Genomic DNA, 21,875 nt, shown 5'->3' with positions numbered 1-21,875 from the left:
CATGAATACCGTTGGTGTAAAACGCGTTCAACATTTCCTGACACAAAACGCCATCTATGTGGTATTGATCGTTCTCATTGCGGGAATCGCTTTATACGATAGCACATTCTTATCGTTTACTACATTTCGCGATATCTTGCTGCAATCATCTACACGCGCCATTATTGCTCTCGGCGCGGCCTTCATTCTGATTGCCGGAGGGACAGACCTTTCCTCCGGACGCGTAGTCGGTTTGACCGCGGTAATCTCGGCTTCCATGCTGCAAACCATGGATTATCCGCGACGCTTTTTCCCAGACATGCCGGAATTGCCGCTCTGGCTGCCGATCCTGCTGGCCGTCATCGCCGGCTTGATCGTAGGCTTGATCAACGGTGTGATCGTGGCAAAGTTCAACGTACCACCGTTCATCACTACGCTCGGTACGATGGTTATCGTATATGGCGTGAACTCCCTGTACTTTGACATGAAACCAAACGAATCCCAACCGATCGGTGGTCTGCGTGAAGACTTTGGTCATTTGGGGACCGGCTTCTTCGGACCAAGCGGACCATACTCAGTGCCCTACATCGTCGTCATCGCGATCGTGATCGCCGCTCTGGTCTGGGTTGTCTTTAACAAAACGAAGCTTGGCAAAAACATGTATGCCATCGGTGGCAACGTACAAGCGGCAACCGTATCCGGGATTAACGTAGCAGCCAACCTGATCATCATCTACGGAATCGCAGGTGCTCTTTACGGTATGGCTGGTGTGCTGGAAGCGGCGCGTACAGGCGGTGCAACCAACAACTACGGTAACATGTACGAGTTGGATGCGATCGCAGCCTGCGTGGTCGGTGGCGTATCCGTTAACGGCGGGGTAGGTACCGTTCCAGGCGTATTGGCTGGGGTATTGATCTTCAGCGTCATCAACTACGGTTTGACGTTCATCGGTGTCAGCCCATACTGGCAGCTGATCATCAAAGGTTTGATTATCGTCGCGGCTGTTGCGTTCGATATCCGTAAATATGTAGCAAAAAAATAAGCGATTGCTGATGTGAAATCCCCGGCAGGAGAGCCTGTCGGGGATTTTTGCGTCCATTGTACGGCATCGATCCTGGAAAGCGTGTTTCCACCCTTATCGCCTTTCTGTGAGGGCTGTAATCACGAAAGAGACTCTTAGCCCATATGCTGTATGAAAATCCAGTAAAAAAGGAGTTCGTGACAGCACATGAATGGCTATTTGCCATTATGGCGGATATGTCCTTGGACAGGTCTCTTACACCGCTTGGACGCCGTCTCAGGTACAATTGAACCAAAAGCTTCGGGCATTGTGGGAGCAGCATATCTATTGGACAAGGTTAGTGGTGAACAGCATAATCGGAGAAACTCCCGATCAAGGTGAAACAATCAAGCGACTTCTTTTTGCTGCTGTTCTGGAACCTTTTTATGGAACGGCGATTGCTTCTAAGTTTGCCGAGTTGTTGCGTGGCCATCTTACAATCGCGGCCGAGCTTGTCCAGGCGCTGCATAAAGGCAATTTTGCTGCAGCTGCCGATGCACAAAGACGGTGGTTCGCCAACGCCGACGACATCGCTATCTTCCTCGGCAGAATCAATCCATATTGGTCGACTGAGGAATGGAGAAGGATGATGCATGAACATCTAACCCTGCTCAGCAGTGAAGTGGCTTCTCGCATTGCGGGAAACTATGCGGAAAATATCGCACTCAATGATCGGATTGAACCACAGGTGCTTGGCATGGCAGACGTGATGACGGTCGGTATCATCCATCAGTTCCCGACGGCTTTTTTGGGTTAGTCAAAACGGATTCAACCATTTTTATTTATCCCTTTCATTTTCTTTTTGTATAATAAGGGAAGGGCTCCAAGGCGATACTTTCCAGGTGTACCTTGTGCCCATTCAAAGTTATTGGGGATTCCGTTCTTCTACCGGAGTCTCCTCTTTTTTTGAATCTTGTTCTTCTTCTACTTCGTTCTCTTTATTTGCCTTCAGGTTAACATCCAGGATGTTATTGATCCGAATTTGCAATTCGACGTGTTTAAAAGCGACCACAAGCACGAGGAAACAAACCACGATGGCTAAAACAGTTATCCAGTCCATCTTTTCTGCCCCCTAATCTCCCCATGGCGGATTCTCTTGTCATCTTCCATTTTTGGGCTACTTCTTCTTCTGTCTTTCCTTCAATGATTATGCTCTTGATGAAATCGGGTATTTGTTGCAACAGTTGCTGGATATTCATATCCGATAGACTCGACGACATCACATCCTTACCGTGGATTTCCTCCACCAATCCGTGTTCCCTATGGTGTTTGATTTTTGCATGATACGGAAGCTGCCATGCAACGCGTTTAAGGAGCTTACGACACTACTCTTTCATCTGTTCATCATTCATACCGATTGGATTCCTCCCTTCAGGGCATGGGAACACTTGTTCCTATTATAGCATATTTCTGGAAGTGGATGGGGAATACATCGCCCCCACTGATATAGGTAATTTTTTTGCGGAAAACGCAACCGACTTCCCCCAAAATTCTATTATTTCCTCATGCTTCTTTGACAAAAAAAGAATCGACTCCCTCCAGGGGTCGATTCTGAGAAGTGCAAAATATATAAACAGGAACATCAACAAAAAGGATTGCGTTTTATAAAAATAGAGTTTATAGAGACAATTGGACAAATGAATGGCAGTCCAGACCTGTTGACGGTCCGAGACTGCCATTTTGCCTTACAGATAAAAGAGGGGAGCGGTCCTCAATCAAGTGGTTTCAAGTGTTTCAGCTTGCTCTGCTTCTTCCTCTTGGATATCCTCTTCCTCCGGCGATTGCGGTTCAATCGTCACCTTCACCTTGACAGTTTCCTTGATCGACTCATCTTCGGTAGAGGAAATGGTCACAGTCAGGGTCACGGTTGCCTTCTTCTGGTTAGGGATGGCGGTCAGAACTCCCTCGTCGCTGATGAAAGATTCGTCCGAGCTGTTTGTCACTTTGAAGGTGAGTCCTTCTGCATCATTAGGCAGTTCCAGTACTTGTTCACCCAGCTCCGAAGTATTGACTACCTCCGCTTTGAAGGAATCCGCTGCTTGTCGGACCAATTGTTTTGCTGAACCGGAAGCAGGGGTCTGTGCTTGTTGATCCATGTCTTTGATTGCAAATGCTTTCCAAGCTTCGTACGTTTTGACGAGCTGCTGACCCTCTGGTTTGGATGGGTCAATCAACGCGCCGACCAGACGCAGCTTGTATTTGCCATTGCCCAGCTGCTTGGCTTCTTCCGTGCCGTCATAATAGGTGCCGTCCAGCTTGTTGAATTTGATTGGACCGCGCGGAATCAGCGCATAGTTGCGGAAGAGGGAAGCCATCGTGCCGATATAAGTGTCATCGTAGCTCCATACCTGGACTTCGATGGCGTTCACATCGGTGACTTGCAGGAGAGCCTCCAGAGTAAAGTCGTCTTCCTTGCCGTCGCCATTTGGCGAAATCGTCGTATCGGAGAGCCTGATATTGGCGAAACCAAAGTTGTTCTCTTCCGGTCTGTCCCCGATATGCACGGCAAATGGCAGGTGCAGGTCCGGATGGCCGTCCTTGCTCTTGAGCAGGACTTCCCCTTCGTATACGCCTACTTTTGTCCGGCGATCGGAGGACAGGCTCAGTGTGAACGTCTCGGTGTCGTTGCCACCAGCACGCACCTCATCGGTAGAGAGGCTGACTTTGATATTGTCCACATTTGGTGTCGGCTGTGGATTGTAGGGATCCGAGGTCACCTCATCGTGCATGATGACCTCGGCTTCATAGGCAGCATCCTCGTCTCCGGTATTTTTCAGCTGCAGCGTCTTGGTGATTTCCTTGCTGCCTGCACGCACAAGTCCAAAGGAGAGGTTCTCTCCATTGTACGTGATGGTTTTCGGTTCGAGATTTTCATCCAGGATGGTGATTTCCTCTACCGTCTGAAGCAGGGCAGGGGTTTGTGCCGCTGCAGCGCCGTCGACGCGGCCAGCGCCTTGCGAATAGACATCATACGGCGTGCCTTCCTCATCTTTGATCCGCTTGGCGGTATTGGACAAGGCAGCTTTCACATCAAATGGCGTCCAGTCCGGATGGGCCTGCTTGAGCAAGAGGGACAATCCGGTGACGTGCGGTGCCGACATGCTGGTCCCGTTGTAGCGGGCGTACGCGAGATTGTAGTTGGCATCATCGAGCTCTTTGCCCCATGCCGCCACGCTGGAGAGGACGGAGACGCCCGGTGCCGTCACATTTGGCTTGATGCTGTACTCTTCACCCAAAACCGGACCGCGGGAGCTGAAGCTGGCCATCAGGTCGCCGGAGCTTTGCGTCACTGGATAGTCGGACGAAAAGCTGAAGGTGAGGGTGCTTGCCTTTTCCGGATCGGCGAGCAGCTGCTTGGCCAGCTCACGTCCTTCCACGCCGACCATGTCAAAGGTGGGGATCGCCTCCAGCTGATCGCCCAAGACGGTGCCGATATAGCCGGCGCGATCAGGGAGATCAAGGTCGGCCTGGCCGTCGCCATTTGCATCATTGCCGTTGAAAATCACAATCGCTTTGGCACCTGCTTTTCGCGCATTGGCGATTTTGGCATCAAAGGCTAGCGTGCCGCGGGAGACGAGGGCCACTTTTCCATTGACATCCACCTTGGCAAAGTCGCTTTCCGAGCCGAGGTTGGCGTAAACGACAGGGAGAGGATCCGTGCCGAGAAGCTCGGCAAAGTTATCTTTGTTGATTTGATAGGCCATCACATGGAAGTCATAGCTTTCGCCAAAGGAGGATTGGGCGGAACCGTCATACAGGACGCTGGGCGAATCAACCGCGCCGACCGTGATCGGCAGCTTGGCGCCGGATGGGGAGCCCGCCGTATAAAAGTAACGGCCGACCTCATCGTCCGCAGAGTTTCCGCTGGAGACGACGGTCACGACACCTGCCAGCATCGCGTTGTTGACAGCGATCGCGTCAGGGGAGTCCGCATTTTTCTCCATGGCAGAGCCCAAGGAGAGGTTGATGACATCCATTCCATCCTGGACAGCCCGCTCGATTCCGTCGATGACTTGGGCAGTGCTGCCGCCATGACGACCCAATACACGGTAGACGTAGAGATCGGCCTCATAGGCGACCCCTTTCACCTGGATGTCGGAAGTCGGATTCGCAGCGCGGCCCGCGATGGTGCCGGAGACGTGCGTTCCATGCGCTGAGCCCTCGTACCCGGTGCCTTCCGGATCTTCCTCAACCGGGATAGGCGGCTCTTCGTATGGGTCGGAGTCTTTATCATAGGCGTCGTATCCGCCTTTATAGGCATCGGCGATATCCGGGTGCAGGTAGTCGACACCTGTATCGATGACGCCTACTTTTAACCCTTCCCCGGTCAGGCCTTGTTCCCACATATCCAGGACACCGATTTGTTTTAACGGACCAATATCGTACTTCGGTTTGTCCGTGCTGTCGTCGAGCATGTCAACTTTCACTTCAGGTGCCGCATACTGGGTATTTTCGTAAATGGCTTTTACGTTCGGGAGTTTGGCCAGTTCTTCAATTTTATTAGCGGGCAGCGTAAGCTCCACAGCATTCAGTACGTGCGAAAATTTACGTCCTACTTTAATCTTAATGTTTTCGCTTTTTGCTTTTTTCAAAAAGGCATCTTGCTCTTTGTCTACCTTCCGTTCCAGTTCTTTCGCGGACATGGAGCTTGCCTTTTTTCCTGCATGCTTGGCCACAATGCCTGGCTCGCTGGCAAGCTGGACGATGACGCTCACATTTTTGCTGGATTTTGTGTTGAGCTGAGGATCGATTGTGACTGAGCCTTCTGCATACTCAGCCTCCGCCTTGGTGACCTGGTTGACCTTTTCCAGATCATGCTGGAGCAGTTCCTCCGAGGCGTAGGCACTGTAGGGAATGCCGCCGAGGAGCATGGCTGCCGCAAGTGTGAGAGAGGACAAGCGGGTAATCTTCTTCATTTTTTTCAATCTCTCCTTTTCAGGAATAATGGTTGAAAAAAGCTAGACAACCATTTCCGTGGTAGGGGAGAGAATTCCTTTTACTGTAAAAAAGAGTTTTTCTTGGCTTTTCAACATGCTTTGACAGGACCTGATTATCATTACCGTCACTTTTCCTCGGAAAATTGCTAAAGATATCGAGGTGTCGAAAAAATAGGCCCCCCTTCCGTCCGAGGGACGAAAGAGGGGCTTTTGGCCTACATGCTTGGCATAACGCCAAGTTCTTGGAAGAGCTGCATATTGTTCATCATGAATTGTTGGACTGCAGGCATGGCTTCTTCTGCGATCTGATTCATTTCCGCATCTGTCGCCGTCGCCAGATTCACAGAGTTTTCCGCTGTGATGGATGGCAGCTTCACTTCACCGACGATCTCCGTAGAAGATTTCATGGAGAATCCAAGGCTGCGCGGCATATCAGGAGTGGTTGGTTCAAAAGTAAGCTTGAACGCCATGTCGCTATCCTGTTTTTTGTCCGCTTTCGTCACAGTGGAATCCAGAGTACCGGAGAATTTCACCGGATCGGTGCCAGCTTCTTCGGCGTTTACAGTGAAATCATACTTGCCGGTTTCCTTGTTATCCGCCTTGCTGGTCGAGAATTTGCTGGTCAAATCAAATTTGAACTCAGGTTCGCCATTTGTTTCTCCGTTAAAAGAAAGCGATACATTTCCTTGTTTTTCTGCATCTGTACCGGTTGCTTTATAGGAATAGACAATCTCACCGCTATCTTCAGCTGTGTCTGTGCCGGAGATCTTCACATAGACGTTTTCCTCGTCTTTGTTTTTCCAAGAAGCGATTTCCACGACATCGCCGGAATCCTTTGGCGTTGTGCTGATCAGCTTGCGGGACAGGATCTTGTCTTCGCTATCCACGAAGACGATCATCTTGGTGCCGTAATCGTATTCCTCGTCCTTCAGAGCTTCTTTCATTTCATTGATGGAATCAGTGAATTCCTTTTTCAGCTCTTCACGGTTGAGCGGCTCGATGTCAGGGGCTCCGCTGTCGATCAGCAGCTTGGTAACCTTATCGGCACGGCTGAAGTACAGGTCAAACAGCTTCTCATCTGCCAGCGCTTTGTCTAAGATCTTGCCGAGCAGGGTTTTCATTTCTTCGTTGCTGAAGGTGACGGTAATTTCCTGAGCAGAGGTTTTGAAGCCGTCGCGCTCGAAGGTTGCATTTTTGTTCACTGTGATCTGTTTGTCAGTAAGGGCATCCGCATACAGCTTCACATATTCTTGGAAAATCGGCATGATATCTTCTTTGCTTACCTTTACGGCTTCGATATACTCAGGTCCGGTTACGAAGCGTTTTGGCAAATCGCTAGTGCCGAGTTTCTGGTCAAGGGCTTCTCTATCATTCAAATCAAGAACCCCGTATTTTTTATAAAAGTCAGGGAGCAAAAAGCTGATGCGGGTTGGTTCCATCAAGGTCTCTGCTTTGAGGAAGTCCTTGTCTTTCAGCATCAGGTTCAGCTTGGAGTACTGTACTCCTTTTTTCTGATCCGCTTGGCTGTCTACCTGGAGCTTTGCTTGCTTCAGCAGGTCAAGCACCATCATGGCTTGCGGATCTGGAATATCGGCATCGATGGAGACATTGGACAGCTCCATCGTCGAATGGACAGGGTTATCGATGTAAGGTTTTACATCCGCGTCATAGCGGCTCATCATCTCATCAAAGCTGGACTCCAGCTCCTTGAGATTGTTGGCTTCGGCTTCCAAATAGATCGACTTTGTGCTTTTGAACAGATCAAGCTTGGCATACGCGGTTCCAAATCCGACCACCAGCACGATCGCAACCAGCACCCCGATGAGCAGCGCCTTTTTACTTGTGGATGGTGGCGATTTCTGTTCCACGTTAAGATTGGTTTCCATGTTTTCCTCCTTAAAATCTTTAAATACGGAAAAAATTTCCGAAACAACTCCAATATTGTAGCAAATAATTGGGAAATTGCTATCATTTGTGAAAAAAATAGGAGCTATGACCCATAGGAGGGCTTGTTTTATAGGTGATGAGAACTGCATGAAGGCATAAGGCGATAGGCGATTTTCGAAAGTGCTGCAGCCATTTTCGAAGTATGTCTGCATAAGCTGAAGGCCCGGAGAAAAGCTCCGGGCCTTAGAGGATGATGGTATCTAGTCGTAATAGGTAACCTCTGCGGGAAAATGGAAATAGTGGTCATTGGCTCTGGAATGGATGCGGAAGCCCTCTCTTGCAAAATCCTGATCCTGATATTTGGCCACGTAAGTAAAGTCGATATCATAAAAATCAAAATAATTTTTGATAAAAGGGAAGAAGCGGACTTCATTGGTGCTTTTACGCGGACTCGCACTGAAATGAAGAGGCGCCACGCCATAAGCGTCGAGTGAAAAGACGCCGGCTGCCGCTTCAGTCATCCGGAAAAACTTGCGGACAGCGTTTGTTGAGTAGGCAGTATAGTCGATCTCACTGACGGCCATCAGCTTGATTCCCAGTTCTTTTCGAAATGCAAGAGCCTTGTCCACTTTTTGGCGGAAAGACTTGCTGAACACGCTGGGAGCTTTTTTTGCTGTGATATCTGTCGGTTCCAGAAATTCTTCAAAAAGATAGATATCGTTTTTTCCCAATGCGGTGGCGACCCCTTTCGGATTGAAAACCGGATCAACCGTACTGGCAAAAATATCCTCAGGCTTCCAGGCGTTTGCAAAGACAGAAAGGTCGAGTTGGTGGATATATTGGACTATTTCGTTTAAGCGTTTGCGTGAAACCTTATAATCGTAGCCGGCATCATCCAAAAAGATGCCATCTACCCCCATGTCCTTCCACTGTTTGCTTCTGGACTTCAACTCAGCAGAGGAGTAGTTAACGGTGGTGACACCAAGATCGACATAACCAAAGATCTTTGCTTTTTGATTAAGGTCTTTGATCTGTTTGATAATGTTCTGGGTTGAGAGGTGGTGGGAATGAGATTTTTCTTCAAGGCTCTCCCCAAAAACAATCACGTCATAACGGGCAAATAGGTTGGCTGCCTCCGTGTCATCCCAGACCTGATTAATGCCCTGTGGAATGCCATAGTAGATGAGAAGTCTGTGACCGGTTGATTCCTCAGCCTCCGCATTGAAAGAGAAGGAAGTTATCCATAGCAAGTTGCATACAAGAAAAAGAAGCACTTTTCTAGCAATATGTCGCATCAACATCGAGTTATACGCCTCCTAGTCGCCAAACTTCCCCATAATACTATCAAAGCTAAGGACGTAATGGCTACGACAATTTTCCTGCTTGATTAGAAAATGTAGAGATTGAGTGTGTAGAATGAGGTGACAATTTCTTTCAGCGTGTTATATGATTGTAGTCATTGGGAACTATTGGAATTAGGTATTTAGAACTATTTGATGGAATGCAAAGTAGTTAGGATGGGGAATGCAAATGAACGTTTTAATCACTGGAGGCTATGGATTTATCGGTTCGGCGGTAGCCGAGAGATTCCACAAAGAAGGCTATAAGGTTTATATCATTGACAACCTGTCATCAGGAAATCAAAATAACTTGTCCATCCCGCACAAATCGTACCGGTTGAATGTGGAAGATCGAGGGTGTGAGGAGATTTTTCGCAGTGTTGGGTTTGACGTAGTGGTCCATCTGGCGGCACAGACAGATGTATCTACATCCATGGAGCGGCCCGTCAGCGATACACAGACCAACATTCTCGGATTGGTGAACATGCTAAACTGCTCCCGTCAGCATGGAGTCAAAAAATTCATTTTTGCTTCTTCAGCTGCGGTTTATGGCCACTGTGATGAGCTTCCGTTAAAGGAGGGCACCGTATGCGCTCCGATTTCTCCTTATGGCATGAATAAGCTGCTGGGCGAAATGTATTGTGAAAAGTGGAGAGACATGTACGATTTGCCCACACTATGTTTGCGTTTTGCGAATGTTTATGGACCCAGACAAAGCAGCAAGGGCGAGGGGGGAGTCATTTCCATTTTTCTGCGCCGCTTGCTGGAAGGGCAGCATCTGACTGTGTACGGCGATGGGAATCAAACTCGTGATTTTATTTTCGTTGATGATATTGCGGATGCCGTGTATCGTGGGGCAACTTCAGATGCAAGCGGGGTTTACAACGTATCGACTGGAAAAGAGACCAGCGTCAAAGAGCTTATAGAGGTCATGGGCTCGTTTGCCAAGATCCGACACGTTCAATATCTGGGGGAACGTCCAGGCGATATCGCCCGTTCTTCGATGGACAACACACGCATTAAGCATGATCTCGATTGGGTGCCGCTTTACTCCTTACAGGAAGGTCTGCACCGCACATTTGAATGGGCCAGCCAGCAAGAGGTAGCCGCTGCAGAAGAGGTTGTCCCTAAGCGAAAGAAGCCGCAGTGGTGGAAGAGCGTTCGTCCCTTCTTGGAGAACGCCGGGGCCTTTGCGATCGTTCTCTTTTTGTCTTGGGACCAAGGCGGATTTTTGTATCAGGATAACTTCGACTTCCGGCTTATTTATATTTTGCTGATGGGCCTGGTTTATGGAGCGCGTCAATCAACCTTGTCAGCTTTGCTGGTCATTGCATTGTACGTTGGGGATAGCTTTGCGAACGGGCGTGACTGGGCATCGCTCCTGTATGATCCGGAATCGCTCTTTATTTCTGCGATCTATCTGTTCTTTGGACTAGCTGTGGGATTTGTTACCGACAAGAACCGGAAAGAGCTTCAGTTTGCCCATAATGAGTTGGCGATTGAGCAACAGCGGTACAAATTGCTGCTGGAGGTTCACAGGGATACAAGGAATGTCAAGGATTCGCTGCAACGTCAGGTCCTTACGAACAGGGATAGTCTCGGACGATTGCACACGATATTGACAGAGCTGGAGAGTCAGGAGCCGGAGCAGGTCGTAAGTGGCGCTGTCAAGGTTCTTGAGGAATTAATGGAAACCAACCGGATCTGCATTTATTCTGTTTCCGGTTCAGACTATTTGCGATTGCGCCTGAAATCGAACGATACAGAATGGCATGTCTCTCGCTCGCTCCATGTAAAGGAAGCACCTGAGCTGGAGAAGATTATCAAAAAGCAGCGGATATGGGTCAATAAAAAACTTGTCCCGGATCTCCCGTTGCTGGCGGGTCCGGTTGTCCATGAAGGAAGAACGGTTGCATTGGTATGTGTCTATGAGCAAAATTTTGAGAACTTTACCTTGTATCATGAGAATCTGTTCAAGGTTGCGGTAGATCTGATCTCCCGTTCGCTTTCCCGTTCCTTTACATTTATCGATGTGACGCGCAACGATCGCTATGTAGAGGAAACACAAATCTTGAGAGAGGCAGCGTTTCAGGAGATATTGCGGAGCAAGCAGGCTGCCAAAGAGCGTTACCAAGCCGATTTCACGCTGCTTACGGTCCAGCTTCCTGATGAAAGGATGGCACAGATCGCTGAACGATTGTATGTCCAACTTCGTGAAACCGACTATATCGGTCTTTGGAAAGGACAATTGGTACTGCTCTTGTCCAATTCAGGGGTGGAAGAGGCTCAGGCAGCGATGAAGCGCCTCGAACGCCAAGGAATCCATACCGGACAGGTAAGCGAGGAAGCGTTGTATGCTTGAGTGGATGTTCGTTTTGTACTATCTGGTGGTCGCGGTTTACTCGGGTATCTTATACCGGGAACGAGGGTGGGCCGGGAGCAGCCTTGCTCTTACAGCCGTATTAATCCCGTTTGCGGGAATCATTTTGGCAACGACAGCCGACAAGGCAGCGGCCAAAACACTTTCAAAACCGATGAATCCCAGACGCTTTGAAGAGATCTTGGATATCAGTGAACAGGCGGAGATGATCAACCGGGTAGAGCTGCAAAAAGAATTATCCGTTATACCGATTGAAGAAGCATTGGCAATCGGCGACCTGACAACCCGGCGTCGGGTGATTCTTGATGCGTTAAAAGAGGAGTCGCTTGATTTGGTAAGTTTCCTTGCCAAAGCATCGCGGAATGAGGATAGTGAAACCTCCCACTATGCTGTTTCCGCCATTTTGGAGATGAAAAGGGGAATGCTTGCGGAATTGCAGCGATTCTCCGTGGTGATGGAGAGAAAAGGACATGATGCTGACTTTCTGTCTTCTTACGCTGCCGCGCTGAAAAAATATCTGGGCACGGGGTTGATGGATTCGGAGACAGAACGTACTTACAGATATTTACAAAGCGAAGTTCTTGAGCGATTGAGCAAGGATACAGATCCTGGGGAGGATGTATACGCCGAGTGGATCTCATGTGAGCTCAATCTGGGGAGATATGATCGTGCTGAACAAGCGAGCATGCTGTTTTTGGAAAAGCATCCTCGATCGGAGATGGCTTATTATATGGCACTTAAGCTTTACTTTACATTGCGTGCAGGAAATCGGTTTCAGGAAGTATTGGAGCTTTTGAAAAAGTCCCGGGTCCAAGTCTCACATCCTACATTGCAGTTGATTCGATATTGGGGTAAGGGTGCTACCTATGAGGATTAATTCAAAATCGTTAAACCGAATTCTGTTGTTTGTCCTGTGTGTATTGCTGCTAACGGTGCTGATGCAAATATCCCGATCAGACCTCTTGCTGCAGTGGAACCTTTCGAAAGAATCGCAACATACAACCCGTCCGCAGATAAAAAATGCCCTTACCGCCGAGGAGACAGCTCGATTGCAGACAGAGCGGTTCCTTATCATCTATGACTCCCAATGGCCGTTAAGCGAAAAAATCAAGTGGAATGCGGAACAAGTGCTCACAGCTATGAAAAAAAACTATCGGAGCGTGGAAGTGGGACAACTTCACCAGATGGGCGAACATCCGACGGCGATCATCGTAACCATGTCGGATTGGACGGCCCTCCTGCGTGACGATTGGATTGACTCATACGTAAGGGAAGGGGGCCGCGTTTTATTCGCTGCTGCCCCCGAAAATAACGATGCGCTGTTCGCTTTATACCGGAAGCTGGACATGCTCGAGGTAGGGGGCTATCTCGATACGTCCGAGGTCCATTTGAAAACAAGTATTCTACCGGGGTTCGCAGATCAAACATACAAGGATCAAGCGTTACTGAATACGGTGCTTAGGGTGAAGCTTGGTGAGAAAGCCATTATCCACGCGACGGCAGGAAACGGCCTGCCGTTATTGTGGGAGGTTCCTTACGAGAAAGGTTCATTTGCGATCTTTAACGGCACCGTTCTTCAGGATAAAGTCAACCGTGGATTGCTCTCAGGGGCGATTAGCGTACTGATACCGGATTTCATTTACCCCATCATGAATGCAAAGGTCATGTATATCGACGATTTTCCGGCTCCTTTTCCGCAGACAAGGGATCCAGCCCTGTTCCGGGACTATCACATGGATGTACCTTCCTTTTTCAAACGCGTATGGTGGCCAGATATGATTCGCCTGGCTCGTTCCTATGATCTGAAATATACAGGTGTGCTGATCGCAACTTACGACGATCGGGTCAGCCCCCCTTTTGATTGGACCACGGAGGTTGATAAGGAAAGTCTGGTCACGTACGGGCGTGAGTTGTTGCGGGATGGAGGGGAATTGGGTATCCACGGATACAACCATCAGTCATTGACCTCACAGTCTCGGCAATCGGATGCACTCGGCTACAAGGTGTGGAATGGGGAAAGAGAAATGTACGATTCACTGGTAGCCGTGCGGGATTATGTACATTCCATCTTTCCGAATCAAGAACTCCATACATATGTACCGCCTTCCAATTCCCTCGATGAAGAGGGGAGGAAGGCATTGAAAAGAGCGCTGCCGGATCTCAAGAATATCTCCTCCTTATACGGTGAGGACCCCCATGATATCTCCTACATTCAGGAATACGGAGTTGGCAGCGACGGAATCATCGATTTGCCAAGGGTAACGTACGGTTATCAGATTGGCACATACGAAAAGTGGATGATGGCCAATGCCGTCGCATCGGTTGGTGTTTTCTCCCACTTTGTCCATCCGGACGATATATTGGATCAGCAGCGAAGCAACGATGCATCCTGGTCTGAAATGTATGAGAACCTGGAGCGATTCTTGAGACAGGTGAAGGAGCGGGCAGGCTGGCTGCGGAGCATGACTGCCTCCGAAGCGAGTGATGAAGCGGAGCGGTGGATCAAAGGAGAGCCGGTCTTCGAATACCGGGACAACGCCCTGTTCGGCTACATCAATCATTTTGCCGGTACGCAGTACTTCTTGCTACGCTCAGATAAAAAGGTACGGCGGCTGCATGGCTGCGAAATACAAAAAATTGATTCCGATGTGTACCTGGTCAAAGCGAATCATGAGAAATTTTCGATCGAATGGATGGAAGGAAAATGAAGATTTGCCTTGTAGCGGAAGGGTCCTATCCGTACATTACCGGTGGTGTGTCCAGTTGGATTCATACACTGATTGCCTCGATGCCTCAGCATGAATTTTGTATTTTTGCGATTGGGGCTGAAGAAAAGAACCGCGGAAAGTTTCAATACAATCTGCCTGATAACCTCATAGAGGTGCGAGAAGTTTTTCTGGATGCCTACCTGCAGGAAGAAGGGCATTGGGGCCAATCCTACTCATTGAGCAGAGAAGAGAGGCTCGCAATGCAGGGCCTTATCTCCGGCGATAGCGATACCGATTGGGACGCGTTGTTTCAATTAATGCGAGACAAACGCTGGAAGAGCTCCACCGAATTTCTGATGAGCAAAGATTATTTCGACTTGCTTAGTGAATTGAGCCGCGAGCGTTATGAGGAGCTGCCGTTTCGAGAGATGTTTTGGACGGTGCGCTCGATGCTTCTGCCGCTTATGCAGATTGTCCGTCATGAGCTGCCCGAGGCTGATGTGTATCACACGGTATCGACGGGATACGCAGGGGTCATTGCCAGCCTCGGCAAGCATCTGTACAAAAAACCGATGATCCTGACAGAACACGGTATCTATTCACGGGAACGCGAAGAAGAAATCATTAAGGCTGACTGGGTAAAGGGATATTTTAAAGACCTGTGGATTCGATATTTCTACGGGTTGTCTCGATGCGCTTATGGCTATGCCGATCATGTGGTGAGCCTGTTTAACCGGAATAAAGAGATTCAAATGGAGCTTGGCTGTGAGGAATCGCTCATCAAGATTATTCCAAACGGGATCAAAATCAATGAGTATACGGCACTCCCTGCGAAGGAAGAGAATGACTCAACCCTTCATATCGGGGCGATTGTACGCGTGGTTCCCATCAAGGATATCAAGACCATGATCCAAAGCTTCGCGCGGGTGAAAAAAGAGATCCAGGAAGCGAAGTTTACGATCATGGGGCCAGTTGACGAAGACCCCGAATATTACCAAGAGTGTCTGGAACTTGTGAAGTTGTTGGGTGTCGAGGATATTACATTCACTGGCAGTGTAGCGGTTAAGGAATACATTGGGCGAATGGATGTGATCGTCCTCACCAGTATCAGTGAAGGTCAGCCGCTTGCGGTTCTCGAAGCGATGGCGGCTGCCAAGCCTGTCGTAGCAACGGATGTGGGCAGCTGCCGGGAATTGCTTTACGGGAATGAGGTCGACGGTGTCAGTGGGCGTGCTGGGTTAATCACGCCCGTGCTCGATGACAAGGAGATCGCTCGTGCCATTGTCCTATTAGGCAAAAACCCGGCGCTGCGTAAGGATATGGGGGAAACGGGACGGGCACGTGTTCTTCATGCGTATACACATGAACAGTTTATCTCCCAATACACCGAACTTTACGAAACATTGAAAGAGAAGGGGTGATACGGTGGCTGGTATCGGGTTTCAATTAAAGCGCTTGTTTGACCGAGAAGGATTGGTGGGGCGTGTTCAGGCGATCTCTTACGCATCCATGGTTACGGTTGGCCCCATTCTCAGCTGTATGCTGGCCGTTGCTTTCATTCATTGGTTACTGGTTTCCCATCGTGCCCCCTTCCTTGCTCGTGAATTGTTTCAAGGGGGAACCTCATACGCGTTTGCCTTCTCCTTTATCGTGACCGGGCCGTTTTCCATGTGGTTAACCCGCCTGGCTTCCGATCAACTATACGAGAACATGCATGATCAGCTGCTTCCTACCTTCTACCGATCGTTGCAGATAACCATGCTGTGTGCGGTTGTGCCAGCGATTCTTTTTCTGTTGTTGGTCCCGCTCACCTTCGGAGAAAAGCTGAGTCTGTTCATCTTGTACATGGAGCTCGTCGTCATTTGGATGGAAGTCGTCTATGTTTCAGCCATGAAAGCCTACCGGCGGATCGCCAATGCTTTCGCGGGAGGGATGGGGTTAGCGGTTATCAGCACATGGCTGTATATCTGGTTGGCAGCGGAACAGGTATCAGCTGCTGGGCTCTTTGCCTGCTTGGCGGTCGGCTTCCTTTTGACTGCTGCCGTATTGCTGTGGGAAATTGAGCGGTTTTTCCGTACCCCATATTCACATGCATCCTACGAATTAGGAAAAGAATTTCGAAAGTACCCTTCCCTGAAATTGATCGGATTGTGCACATCAATATCCATGTTTGAGCATCAGTTTGCTCAATGGGTGTTCAACGGGGTCTGGCTGAAAGACACCTTTCTTCTATCACCGGAATATGATGTCGCCACCTATTATGCCGTATTGTCGGTTCTGCCCACGCTTGTCTGGTTTGCAGTATCGGTAGAGACAGCCTTCTATCCAAAGTTTCGCCAATACTATGATCTCATTTTGGGCAAAGGGACGATTCACGATATCGATCGGGCAAGGAATGAAATGGAGAAGGTCTTGTTCGGGGAATTGGCCCGGATGATGGGGATACAATTCGCTTTTTCACTCGTTTCGGTAGCCTGCGGCATTCGGTTCTTGCCCTATATCGGGTTTACCGCGCAAATGATCGATACTTTCAATATTTTGGTAATGGCTTTTTACGTGTATATCATGACAAGCATTATGGTATTACTTCTGCTTTATTTTGACGATCGGAAAGGTGCCGGTGTTCTTGCGGTCATTTTTTTGGTCAGCAACATCACGGCATCGATATTATTGCGGGACGAGCAGTATCAGGGGCTATCCCTCTTTGCAGCATCGTTTCCGCTGTTGATTGCGACAATTGCCAGGTTGGTTTTCCGGTTGCGTCAGCTTCACTATGCGACGTTTAGTGCTCAGCCTCTTTATGAAAGGAAAGGACTAGATGTGCGAGTAAAATCCGGTCATCAACCGACTTTTCAAGGTAAGGGAGTAGGATGAATGAAACAATGGCAATATGGCGTGCATCTGATCCTCATCATGACGATGATCGTCTTTGGTGGGGGCTGTGCGCCGAATGGTGAAGGCAAACCTGCAGAAGTCAAGCAAGAGAATCAAGTTCAAGTACAGGCTTCACACTCCCCAAGCACATTGCAGGAAAACAGGCTCATCTACAAGGAGGATCAACCGGATTCCATTGTCCATTTCTACCTGACGATTACCGAGGATAATGTTACAGCCGACCCTCCCATGACATGGGCTGAGTTGAACCGGATTGCATTTGTGGAGCAGAAGAGTGACAAACGAAAAGTAAACGTCATTTTACAGGAGGGCACCGATCAGGGACCCGGCGCAGGAATGTTTGGATATGGGGAGTCACAGCCGAATGCCACTGCAAAGGTAAGGGGAAACTCGAGCATCAAGGCACCGCAGAAATCCTATAAAATCGATCTGTTTGATCACGCGGGATACTGGAGAAACCAGCAAACGATTAACCTGGTCAAGCACCCCTATGACTTTACGCGGATGCGCAACAAGCTGAGCTTTGACTTTTTCAAAAAGATCCCTCACTTCACCAGCTTGCGCACGCAATTTGTCAATCTGCATGTCAAGGATTTGACGGGTGGGGCGAAACAGGCAGAGTTCGTGGATTACGGACTGTATACACAAATTGAGCAGCCAAACAAAGCGTTTTTGAGACTGCACGGACTGGATCCGTATGGCCACTTGTATAAAGCCGTTTCATTTGAGTATTTCCGCTATGCAGATCAGCTGCGGGTGGTTGATGATCCGGCCTATAATGAAAAGCAATTCGAAACCATTCTGGAGATCAAAGGGTGGAATGATCATACCAAGCTGATTCGGATGCTTGCGGACATCAACGATTTGAATCAGGACTTTGATGTGGTCTTTGACAAGCATTTTGATCGGGACAATTTCATGACCTGGATGGCGGTTAATATTCTCATGGACAACGTGGATACCAATTCACAAAACTTCTATCTCTATTCACCGCTCAATTCGGAAAAATGGTATATACTCCCTTGGGATTACGATGGCGCGTGGGGGTATTATGATGGACCGCTGAAGTCAAATCGTCGAGCCCCATGGCAGCGGGGAATCGCCAATTATTGGGGGACGACCGTAGTCAAACGGTTATTCAAAAATCCGAAAAATGTCGATGAGCTGGTCGCCAAGGTACAGGAGCTGGGAACCATCATCACCCCTGAGGAAAGCAAGAAGATGATCGATACGTACAAGCCGATTGTCAGCCCCTATGTCCACCGAGCTCCAGATAGCCGGTTTTTGCCTGGGCCATTGGATATATATGAGAAGGAGCTTGCCCGGATTGCGCAAACCCCCAAGGACAGTGAGCAGAAATTCATGGAGAGTCTGCAGCGACCGATGCCCTTTCATCTGGGAGATGTGGAGCAGGCGAACGGCAAGCTGATATTCAGGTGGGACATGTCCTATGATCTGCAAGGCGATGAATTAACCTATCACTTTCAGTTGGCAAAAGACCCGTCCTTTAGTCGCCCGCTCATTGACCGTCAGAATTTGACTGGCACTACGCTGGAGGTACAGGAGACGGGGAAAGGGCGCTTTTATTGGCGGGTGATCGTGAAGGACGCGAAGGGAAATGAAATGACTGCCTTTGATACGTTCCAGGACGAAAATGATAATTTTTACCATGGTGTTCGCGAATTTTATGTGAAATGAAAAGGCAGGGGGAGGCTCCAGCATGCAATGGCATGGCAAAAAACTTCGGCATGAGTTGAAATACTATCTCAGTCACCATGAATATGTGGGGCTCCGCAATCGCATACGTTCCCTCCTCCCGCTCGATCGCCATTCGGTGACAGAGGACGGCTATCATATCCGAAGCCTTTATTTTGACGATATTCCGGAGAATGCCCTGCACGACAAGATTAATGGCGTTTTTCAGAGGAAAAAGTACCGCATTCGGATTTATAACGTCAGCGATCGGATGATTAAACTGGAGCGAAAGAGCAAATGGAATGAGTACGTGTCCAAGGAAGCAGCCCCCTTACAGCGAAAGCAGGTCGATCGGCTGCTTGAGGGGGATATCGATTGGCTGCAGGATGAGGAACATCGGTTGTGTCATGATTTTTACCAAGACCTGCAAAGAGGGACCATGAAACCGTCCGTGATCGTGGATTATGTACGGGAAGCATACATTGACGAACTGACGGATACACGGATCACCTTTGACAAACAACTGGCTTCCGGGCTACATTCCTATGACCTTTTTGATCCCGATCTTCCCACTTGGCAGGCAGTCGAAGGGCAGCGATTGATTCTCGAAGTGAAGTATAACAAATTCCTGCCCGGACAGGTCGCGGCCTTGCTGCAGATGTCCGCACATCAGCGTTCCACGATATCCAAATACGTGCTTTGCAAAGAACGGCAAAAAGTATATTGGTCATAACAGGGAGAGAAGATATGGACGATTTGGTCAATTTTCGAGATATTATCAAAAAAAGCGCGCTGAACTTGAATTCCTTTGAGAGCGTGTCCTATGTTGACATGCTGCTGGGATTACTGGCCTCTTTTCTCATCGGAATGTTTATCTACTATGTCTATCGAGCGTGCTATCGCGGGGTCGTTTACAGCCATAACTACAATGTAACCTTTGTTCTCATGACGATCATCACCAGTCTGATCATCATGACTATCAGTACGAATATTGTATTATCCCTTGGGATGGTAGGTGCGCTTAGCATCGTTCGTTTTCGGACAGCTGTAAAAGATCCGATGGACATCATCTATATGTTTTGGGCGGTGTCGGCCGGAATTGCGACGGGAGCCAAGATTTACCCTTTGGCGATAGTCGGCTCTCTCGTGGTGGGCGCCACGATCTGGTGGCTGTCTCGGAGGAAGGTTGCCACAGCCCCTTATCTTCTCATTCTCCACTATGAAGCCATTGCCGAGGAGGAAGTAAAGCGCTCAACCCGGAGGCTAAATGCCGTCGTCAAATCCAAAACGGTGCGAAAAGACCTGACGGAATTGACGGTAGAATTGCGGCTGCGTGGAGACAACACCTCTTTTGTCAATGAGCTATCCGCAGTGGAGGGTGTAAAGGATGTATCGCTCGTCAGTTATAACGGGGAATATGCGCAATAAGTGTTTTCTACCTTGTTCCTTGGAAGCAATTCGCCTATTGTTTAGGTAACGGATTGTGACAAGGTGAAGGGAGAGAGCTTACCAATGAAGTGGTGGAACATGAAAGAGCCTGTGAATACGTGGACGCATTTTGTTCCGTTTCTTGCGGGGATCGTTGGACTTGTATTCCTGGTGATCGAATCCAGGCATAATGCTTCCAAGCTGATCACGATGAGTATTTTTGGCGTCAGCATCATTTTGCTGTATGGGGCGAGTACAATCTACCATTGGATTCGGACTACCCCCTCCAAAGAATTGATTCTGCGAAAGATCGACCATATGGCTATCTTCGTGCTGATTGCAGGCACGTATACGCCGGTCCTCTACTATGGCTTGGAGGGCGGCTGGAGATGGACGATGCTTGTGGCCGTATGGGTGCTCTCAGCGATCGGAATTGCGATGAAGATCTGGTTCATGAATCTGCCCCGATCGGTATCGACGGTCTTCTACGTCGCTTTAGGCTGGCTGGCCGTTGTTCCTTTCTACAAGTTGATTGAAAATCTGCCGATACAGGCGATCATGCTGATGATAGCAGGCGGAGTTGCTTATACGGTAGGCGGAATAATCTATGGTACGAAAATATTTAACTTCGTCCCCAATAAATTTGGCTTCCATGAGGTGTTCCATCTCTTTGTCGCTGCAGGGACGCTGCTTCATTATTTGATGATTTTCATCTATGTCGTGCCGATGTAAATAATCAAAACGAGGGAAAGCGACCCTCGTTTTTTCTTTGTCCGCAATCAACGTGACTATTACCATAAATATATTTATGATTAAACCGATAAAACATAATTTGTTTTATAGCTATATCGGCCTTAGAATGACGCTGTAACCAAATACAGTACAAACAGGAGGCTTTACAAATGGCAAAGAAAGTATTAATCGTTGTCACGAATCATACAGAACTTCACGCAGGAAAGACGACGGGGATCTGGTTGTCCGAATTTGCGGAGGCATACACGGCATTCACAAAGAAAGGGTACGAGGTCACGGTAGCAAGCCCGCTTGGGGGAGAAGGTCCGGTCGACCCGGGCAGCGTGGATGAAAACACGCCGCAAGACATTCTGGAGGCAAAAAAACATTTGGAAAACACAGTGAAGCTTGAAGACGTATCCGCCCAAGATTTCCATGCGATTTTCTTGCCGGGCGGTCACGGGACCATGTTTGACCTTCCGAAAGATCGCAAGCTGCAGGAATTGCTCCGCGATTTCTATGAAGGAGAAAAGGTCGTTGCCGCTGTATGCCACGGACCGGCTGGACTGGTTGGGGCGACTCTGTCTAACGGCCAACCGCTCGTCGCCGGTAAACGGGTGAATGCGTTTACCGACAGTGAGGAAGCCGCCACAGGATTAGGTCCACATCTTCCGTTTCTGCTGGAAAGCAAGCTTCGCGAGTTGGGCGCTATTTATGTGGCGGCTCCGGATTGGTCCGCACATGTCGAGGTGGACGGCAAACTGGTTACAGGGCAAAATCCTCAATCGACGATGGCTGTCACAAAAGCTGTGATTGAATTACTGGGTTAAGGGA

General features: G+C 48.9%; 16 protein-coding genes. 12 read left to right on the top strand and 4 right to left on the bottom strand.

Annotated elements, in window-relative coordinates:
* Nucleotide 1: 1 nt before the first annotated feature.
* Together mglC and EIZ37_RS19995 are read left to right on the top strand one after the other, a co-directional pair.
* Nucleotides 2–1,021 carry a galactose/methyl galactoside ABC transporter permease MglC gene (mglC, locus tag EIZ37_RS20000; protein ID WP_134686536.1) on the top strand — a complete coding sequence of 340 codons (1,020 nt, stop codon included), beginning with the start codon at nucleotides 2–4 and terminating at the stop codon, nucleotides 1,019–1,021.
* A 190-nt stretch (nucleotides 1,022–1,211) separates the two neighbouring features.
* The gene (locus EIZ37_RS19995) at nucleotides 1,212–1,796 is read left to right on the top strand and encodes an acetylglutamate kinase (protein ID WP_205683859.1); all 585 of its coding nucleotides are present in this window, start codon (nucleotides 1,212–1,214) and stop codon (nucleotides 1,794–1,796) included.
* Between the two features lie 108 nt (nucleotides 1,797–1,904).
* Here the strand turns inward: EIZ37_RS19995 and EIZ37_RS19990 are convergent, their stop codons facing one another.
* From EIZ37_RS19990 to EIZ37_RS19975, 4 genes are all read right to left on the bottom strand, one after another.
* Nucleotides 1,905–2,099: a hypothetical protein gene (locus EIZ37_RS19990; RefSeq protein ID WP_134686535.1), complete on the bottom strand. Its 195-nt coding sequence runs from the start codon at nucleotides 2,097–2,099 to the stop codon at nucleotides 1,905–1,907.
* 655 nt (nucleotides 2,100–2,754) lie between these two features.
* The gene (locus EIZ37_RS19985) at nucleotides 2,755–5,955 is read right to left on the bottom strand and encodes a S8 family serine peptidase (protein ID WP_134686534.1); all 3,201 of its coding nucleotides are present in this window, start codon (nucleotides 5,953–5,955) and stop codon (nucleotides 2,755–2,757) included.
* 236 nt (nucleotides 5,956–6,191) lie between these two features.
* The gene (locus EIZ37_RS19980) at nucleotides 6,192–7,862 is read right to left on the bottom strand and encodes a DUF6583 family protein (protein WP_134686533.1); all 1,671 of its coding nucleotides are present in this window, start codon (nucleotides 7,860–7,862) and stop codon (nucleotides 6,192–6,194) included.
* A gap of 261 nt (nucleotides 7,863–8,123) precedes the next feature.
* A complete protein-coding gene (locus EIZ37_RS19975) occupies nucleotides 8,124–9,164 on the bottom strand; it encodes a hypothetical protein (RefSeq protein WP_134686532.1) in 1,041 nt (346 codons plus the stop codon).
* A gap of 229 nt (nucleotides 9,165–9,393) precedes the next feature.
* On the opposite strand from EIZ37_RS19975, the gene EIZ37_RS19970 reads away from it, so the two are divergent.
* The 10 genes from EIZ37_RS19970 (at nucleotide 9,394) to EIZ37_RS19925 (ending at nucleotide 21,871) form a co-directional block, all read left to right on the top strand.
* Complete coding sequence (locus EIZ37_RS19970; protein ID WP_134686531.1) at nucleotides 9,394–11,565, top strand: NAD-dependent epimerase/dehydratase family protein; 2,172 nt, start codon at nucleotides 9,394–9,396, stop codon at nucleotides 11,563–11,565.
* Nucleotides 11,558–12,460 carry a hypothetical protein gene (locus EIZ37_RS19965; protein ID WP_134686530.1) on the top strand — a complete coding sequence of 301 codons (903 nt, stop codon included), beginning with the start codon at nucleotides 11,558–11,560 and terminating at the stop codon, nucleotides 12,458–12,460. Before EIZ37_RS19970 ends, EIZ37_RS19965 begins: the two co-directional genes overlap by 8 nt.
* On the top strand, nucleotides 12,450–14,291 hold the full coding sequence (locus EIZ37_RS19960; protein WP_134686529.1) for a DUF2194 domain-containing protein: 1,842 nt from the start codon (nucleotides 12,450–12,452) through the stop codon (nucleotides 14,289–14,291). The genes EIZ37_RS19965 and EIZ37_RS19960 overlap by 11 nt, the downstream gene beginning before the upstream one ends.
* Nucleotides 14,288–15,712, top strand: a complete 1,425-nt coding sequence (pelF, locus tag EIZ37_RS19955; protein ID WP_134686528.1) for a GT4 family glycosyltransferase PelF — start codon at nucleotides 14,288–14,290, stop codon at nucleotides 15,710–15,712. The genes EIZ37_RS19960 and pelF overlap by 4 nt, the downstream gene beginning before the upstream one ends.
* Before the next feature lie 4 nt (nucleotides 15,713–15,716).
* On the top strand, nucleotides 15,717–17,165 hold the full coding sequence (gene pelG / locus EIZ37_RS19950) for an exopolysaccharide Pel transporter PelG (protein WP_134686527.1): 1,449 nt from the start codon (nucleotides 15,717–15,719) through the stop codon (nucleotides 17,163–17,165).
* On the top strand, nucleotides 17,166–18,884 hold the full coding sequence (locus tag EIZ37_RS19945; protein ID WP_134686526.1) for a CotH kinase family protein: 1,719 nt from the start codon (nucleotides 17,166–17,168) through the stop codon (nucleotides 18,882–18,884).
* A 22-nt stretch (nucleotides 18,885–18,906) separates the two neighbouring features.
* Entirely contained in the window at nucleotides 18,907–19,614 is a 708-nt protein-coding gene (locus EIZ37_RS19940; protein WP_134686525.1) for a polyphosphate polymerase domain-containing protein, read from the top strand.
* Nucleotides 19,615–19,628: 14 nt separating this feature from the next.
* Nucleotides 19,629–20,309, top strand: a complete 681-nt coding sequence (locus EIZ37_RS19935; protein ID WP_134686524.1) for a DUF4956 domain-containing protein — start codon at nucleotides 19,629–19,631, stop codon at nucleotides 20,307–20,309.
* Nucleotides 20,310–20,393: 84 nt separating this feature from the next.
* Complete coding sequence (gene trhA, locus EIZ37_RS19930) at nucleotides 20,394–21,041, top strand: PAQR family membrane homeostasis protein TrhA (protein ID WP_235828116.1); 648 nt, start codon at nucleotides 20,394–20,396, stop codon at nucleotides 21,039–21,041.
* 170 nt (nucleotides 21,042–21,211) lie between these two features.
* Complete coding sequence (locus tag EIZ37_RS19925; RefSeq protein ID WP_134686523.1) at nucleotides 21,212–21,871, top strand: type 1 glutamine amidotransferase domain-containing protein; 660 nt, start codon at nucleotides 21,212–21,214, stop codon at nucleotides 21,869–21,871.
* Nucleotides 21,872–21,875 lie beyond the last annotated feature (4 nt).

It is taken from the genome of Brevibacillus migulae (assembly GCF_004521915.1).
GTDB classification, from domain to species: Bacteria; Bacillota; Bacilli; order Brevibacillales; family Brevibacillaceae; genus Brevibacillus_F; species Brevibacillus_F migulae.
The sequence above is the reverse complement of the archived record's forward strand: the minus strand, read 5'-3'. Positions and strand labels throughout refer to the sequence as shown.

Coding starts and splice junctions, on each gene's coding strand:
- mglC (WP_134686536.1), top strand. CDS start 2: ATGAATACCGTTGGTGTAAAACGCGTTCAACATTTCCTGACACAAAAC.
- EIZ37_RS19995 (WP_205683859.1), top strand. CDS start 1,212: ATGGCTATTTGCCATTATGGCGGATATGTCCTTGGACAGGTCTCTTAC.
- EIZ37_RS19990 (WP_134686535.1), bottom strand. CDS start 2,099: ATGGACTGGATAACTGTTTTAGCCATCGTGGTTTGTTTCCTCGTGCTT.
- EIZ37_RS19985 (WP_134686534.1), bottom strand. CDS start 5,955: ATGAAGAAGATTACCCGCTTGTCCTCTCTCACACTTGCGGCAGCCATG.
- EIZ37_RS19980 (WP_134686533.1), bottom strand. CDS start 7,862: ATGGAAACCAATCTTAACGTGGAACAGAAATCGCCACCATCCACAAGT.
- EIZ37_RS19975 (WP_134686532.1), bottom strand. CDS start 9,164: ATGTTGATGCGACATATTGCTAGAAAAGTGCTTCTTTTTCTTGTATGC.
- EIZ37_RS19970 (WP_134686531.1), top strand. CDS start 9,394: ATGAACGTTTTAATCACTGGAGGCTATGGATTTATCGGTTCGGCGGTA.
- EIZ37_RS19965 (WP_134686530.1), top strand. CDS start 11,558: ATGCTTGAGTGGATGTTCGTTTTGTACTATCTGGTGGTCGCGGTTTAC.
- EIZ37_RS19960 (WP_134686529.1), top strand. CDS start 12,450: ATGAGGATTAATTCAAAATCGTTAAACCGAATTCTGTTGTTTGTCCTG.
- pelF (WP_134686528.1), top strand. CDS start 14,288: ATGAAGATTTGCCTTGTAGCGGAAGGGTCCTATCCGTACATTACCGGT.
- EIZ37_RS19945 (WP_134686526.1), top strand. CDS start 17,166: ATGAAACAATGGCAATATGGCGTGCATCTGATCCTCATCATGACGATG.
- EIZ37_RS19940 (WP_134686525.1), top strand. CDS start 18,907: ATGCAATGGCATGGCAAAAAACTTCGGCATGAGTTGAAATACTATCTC.
- EIZ37_RS19935 (WP_134686524.1), top strand. CDS start 19,629: ATGGACGATTTGGTCAATTTTCGAGATATTATCAAAAAAAGCGCGCTG.
- trhA (WP_235828116.1), top strand. CDS start 20,394: ATGAAGTGGTGGAACATGAAAGAGCCTGTGAATACGTGGACGCATTTT.
- EIZ37_RS19925 (WP_134686523.1), top strand. CDS start 21,212: ATGGCAAAGAAAGTATTAATCGTTGTCACGAATCATACAGAACTTCAC.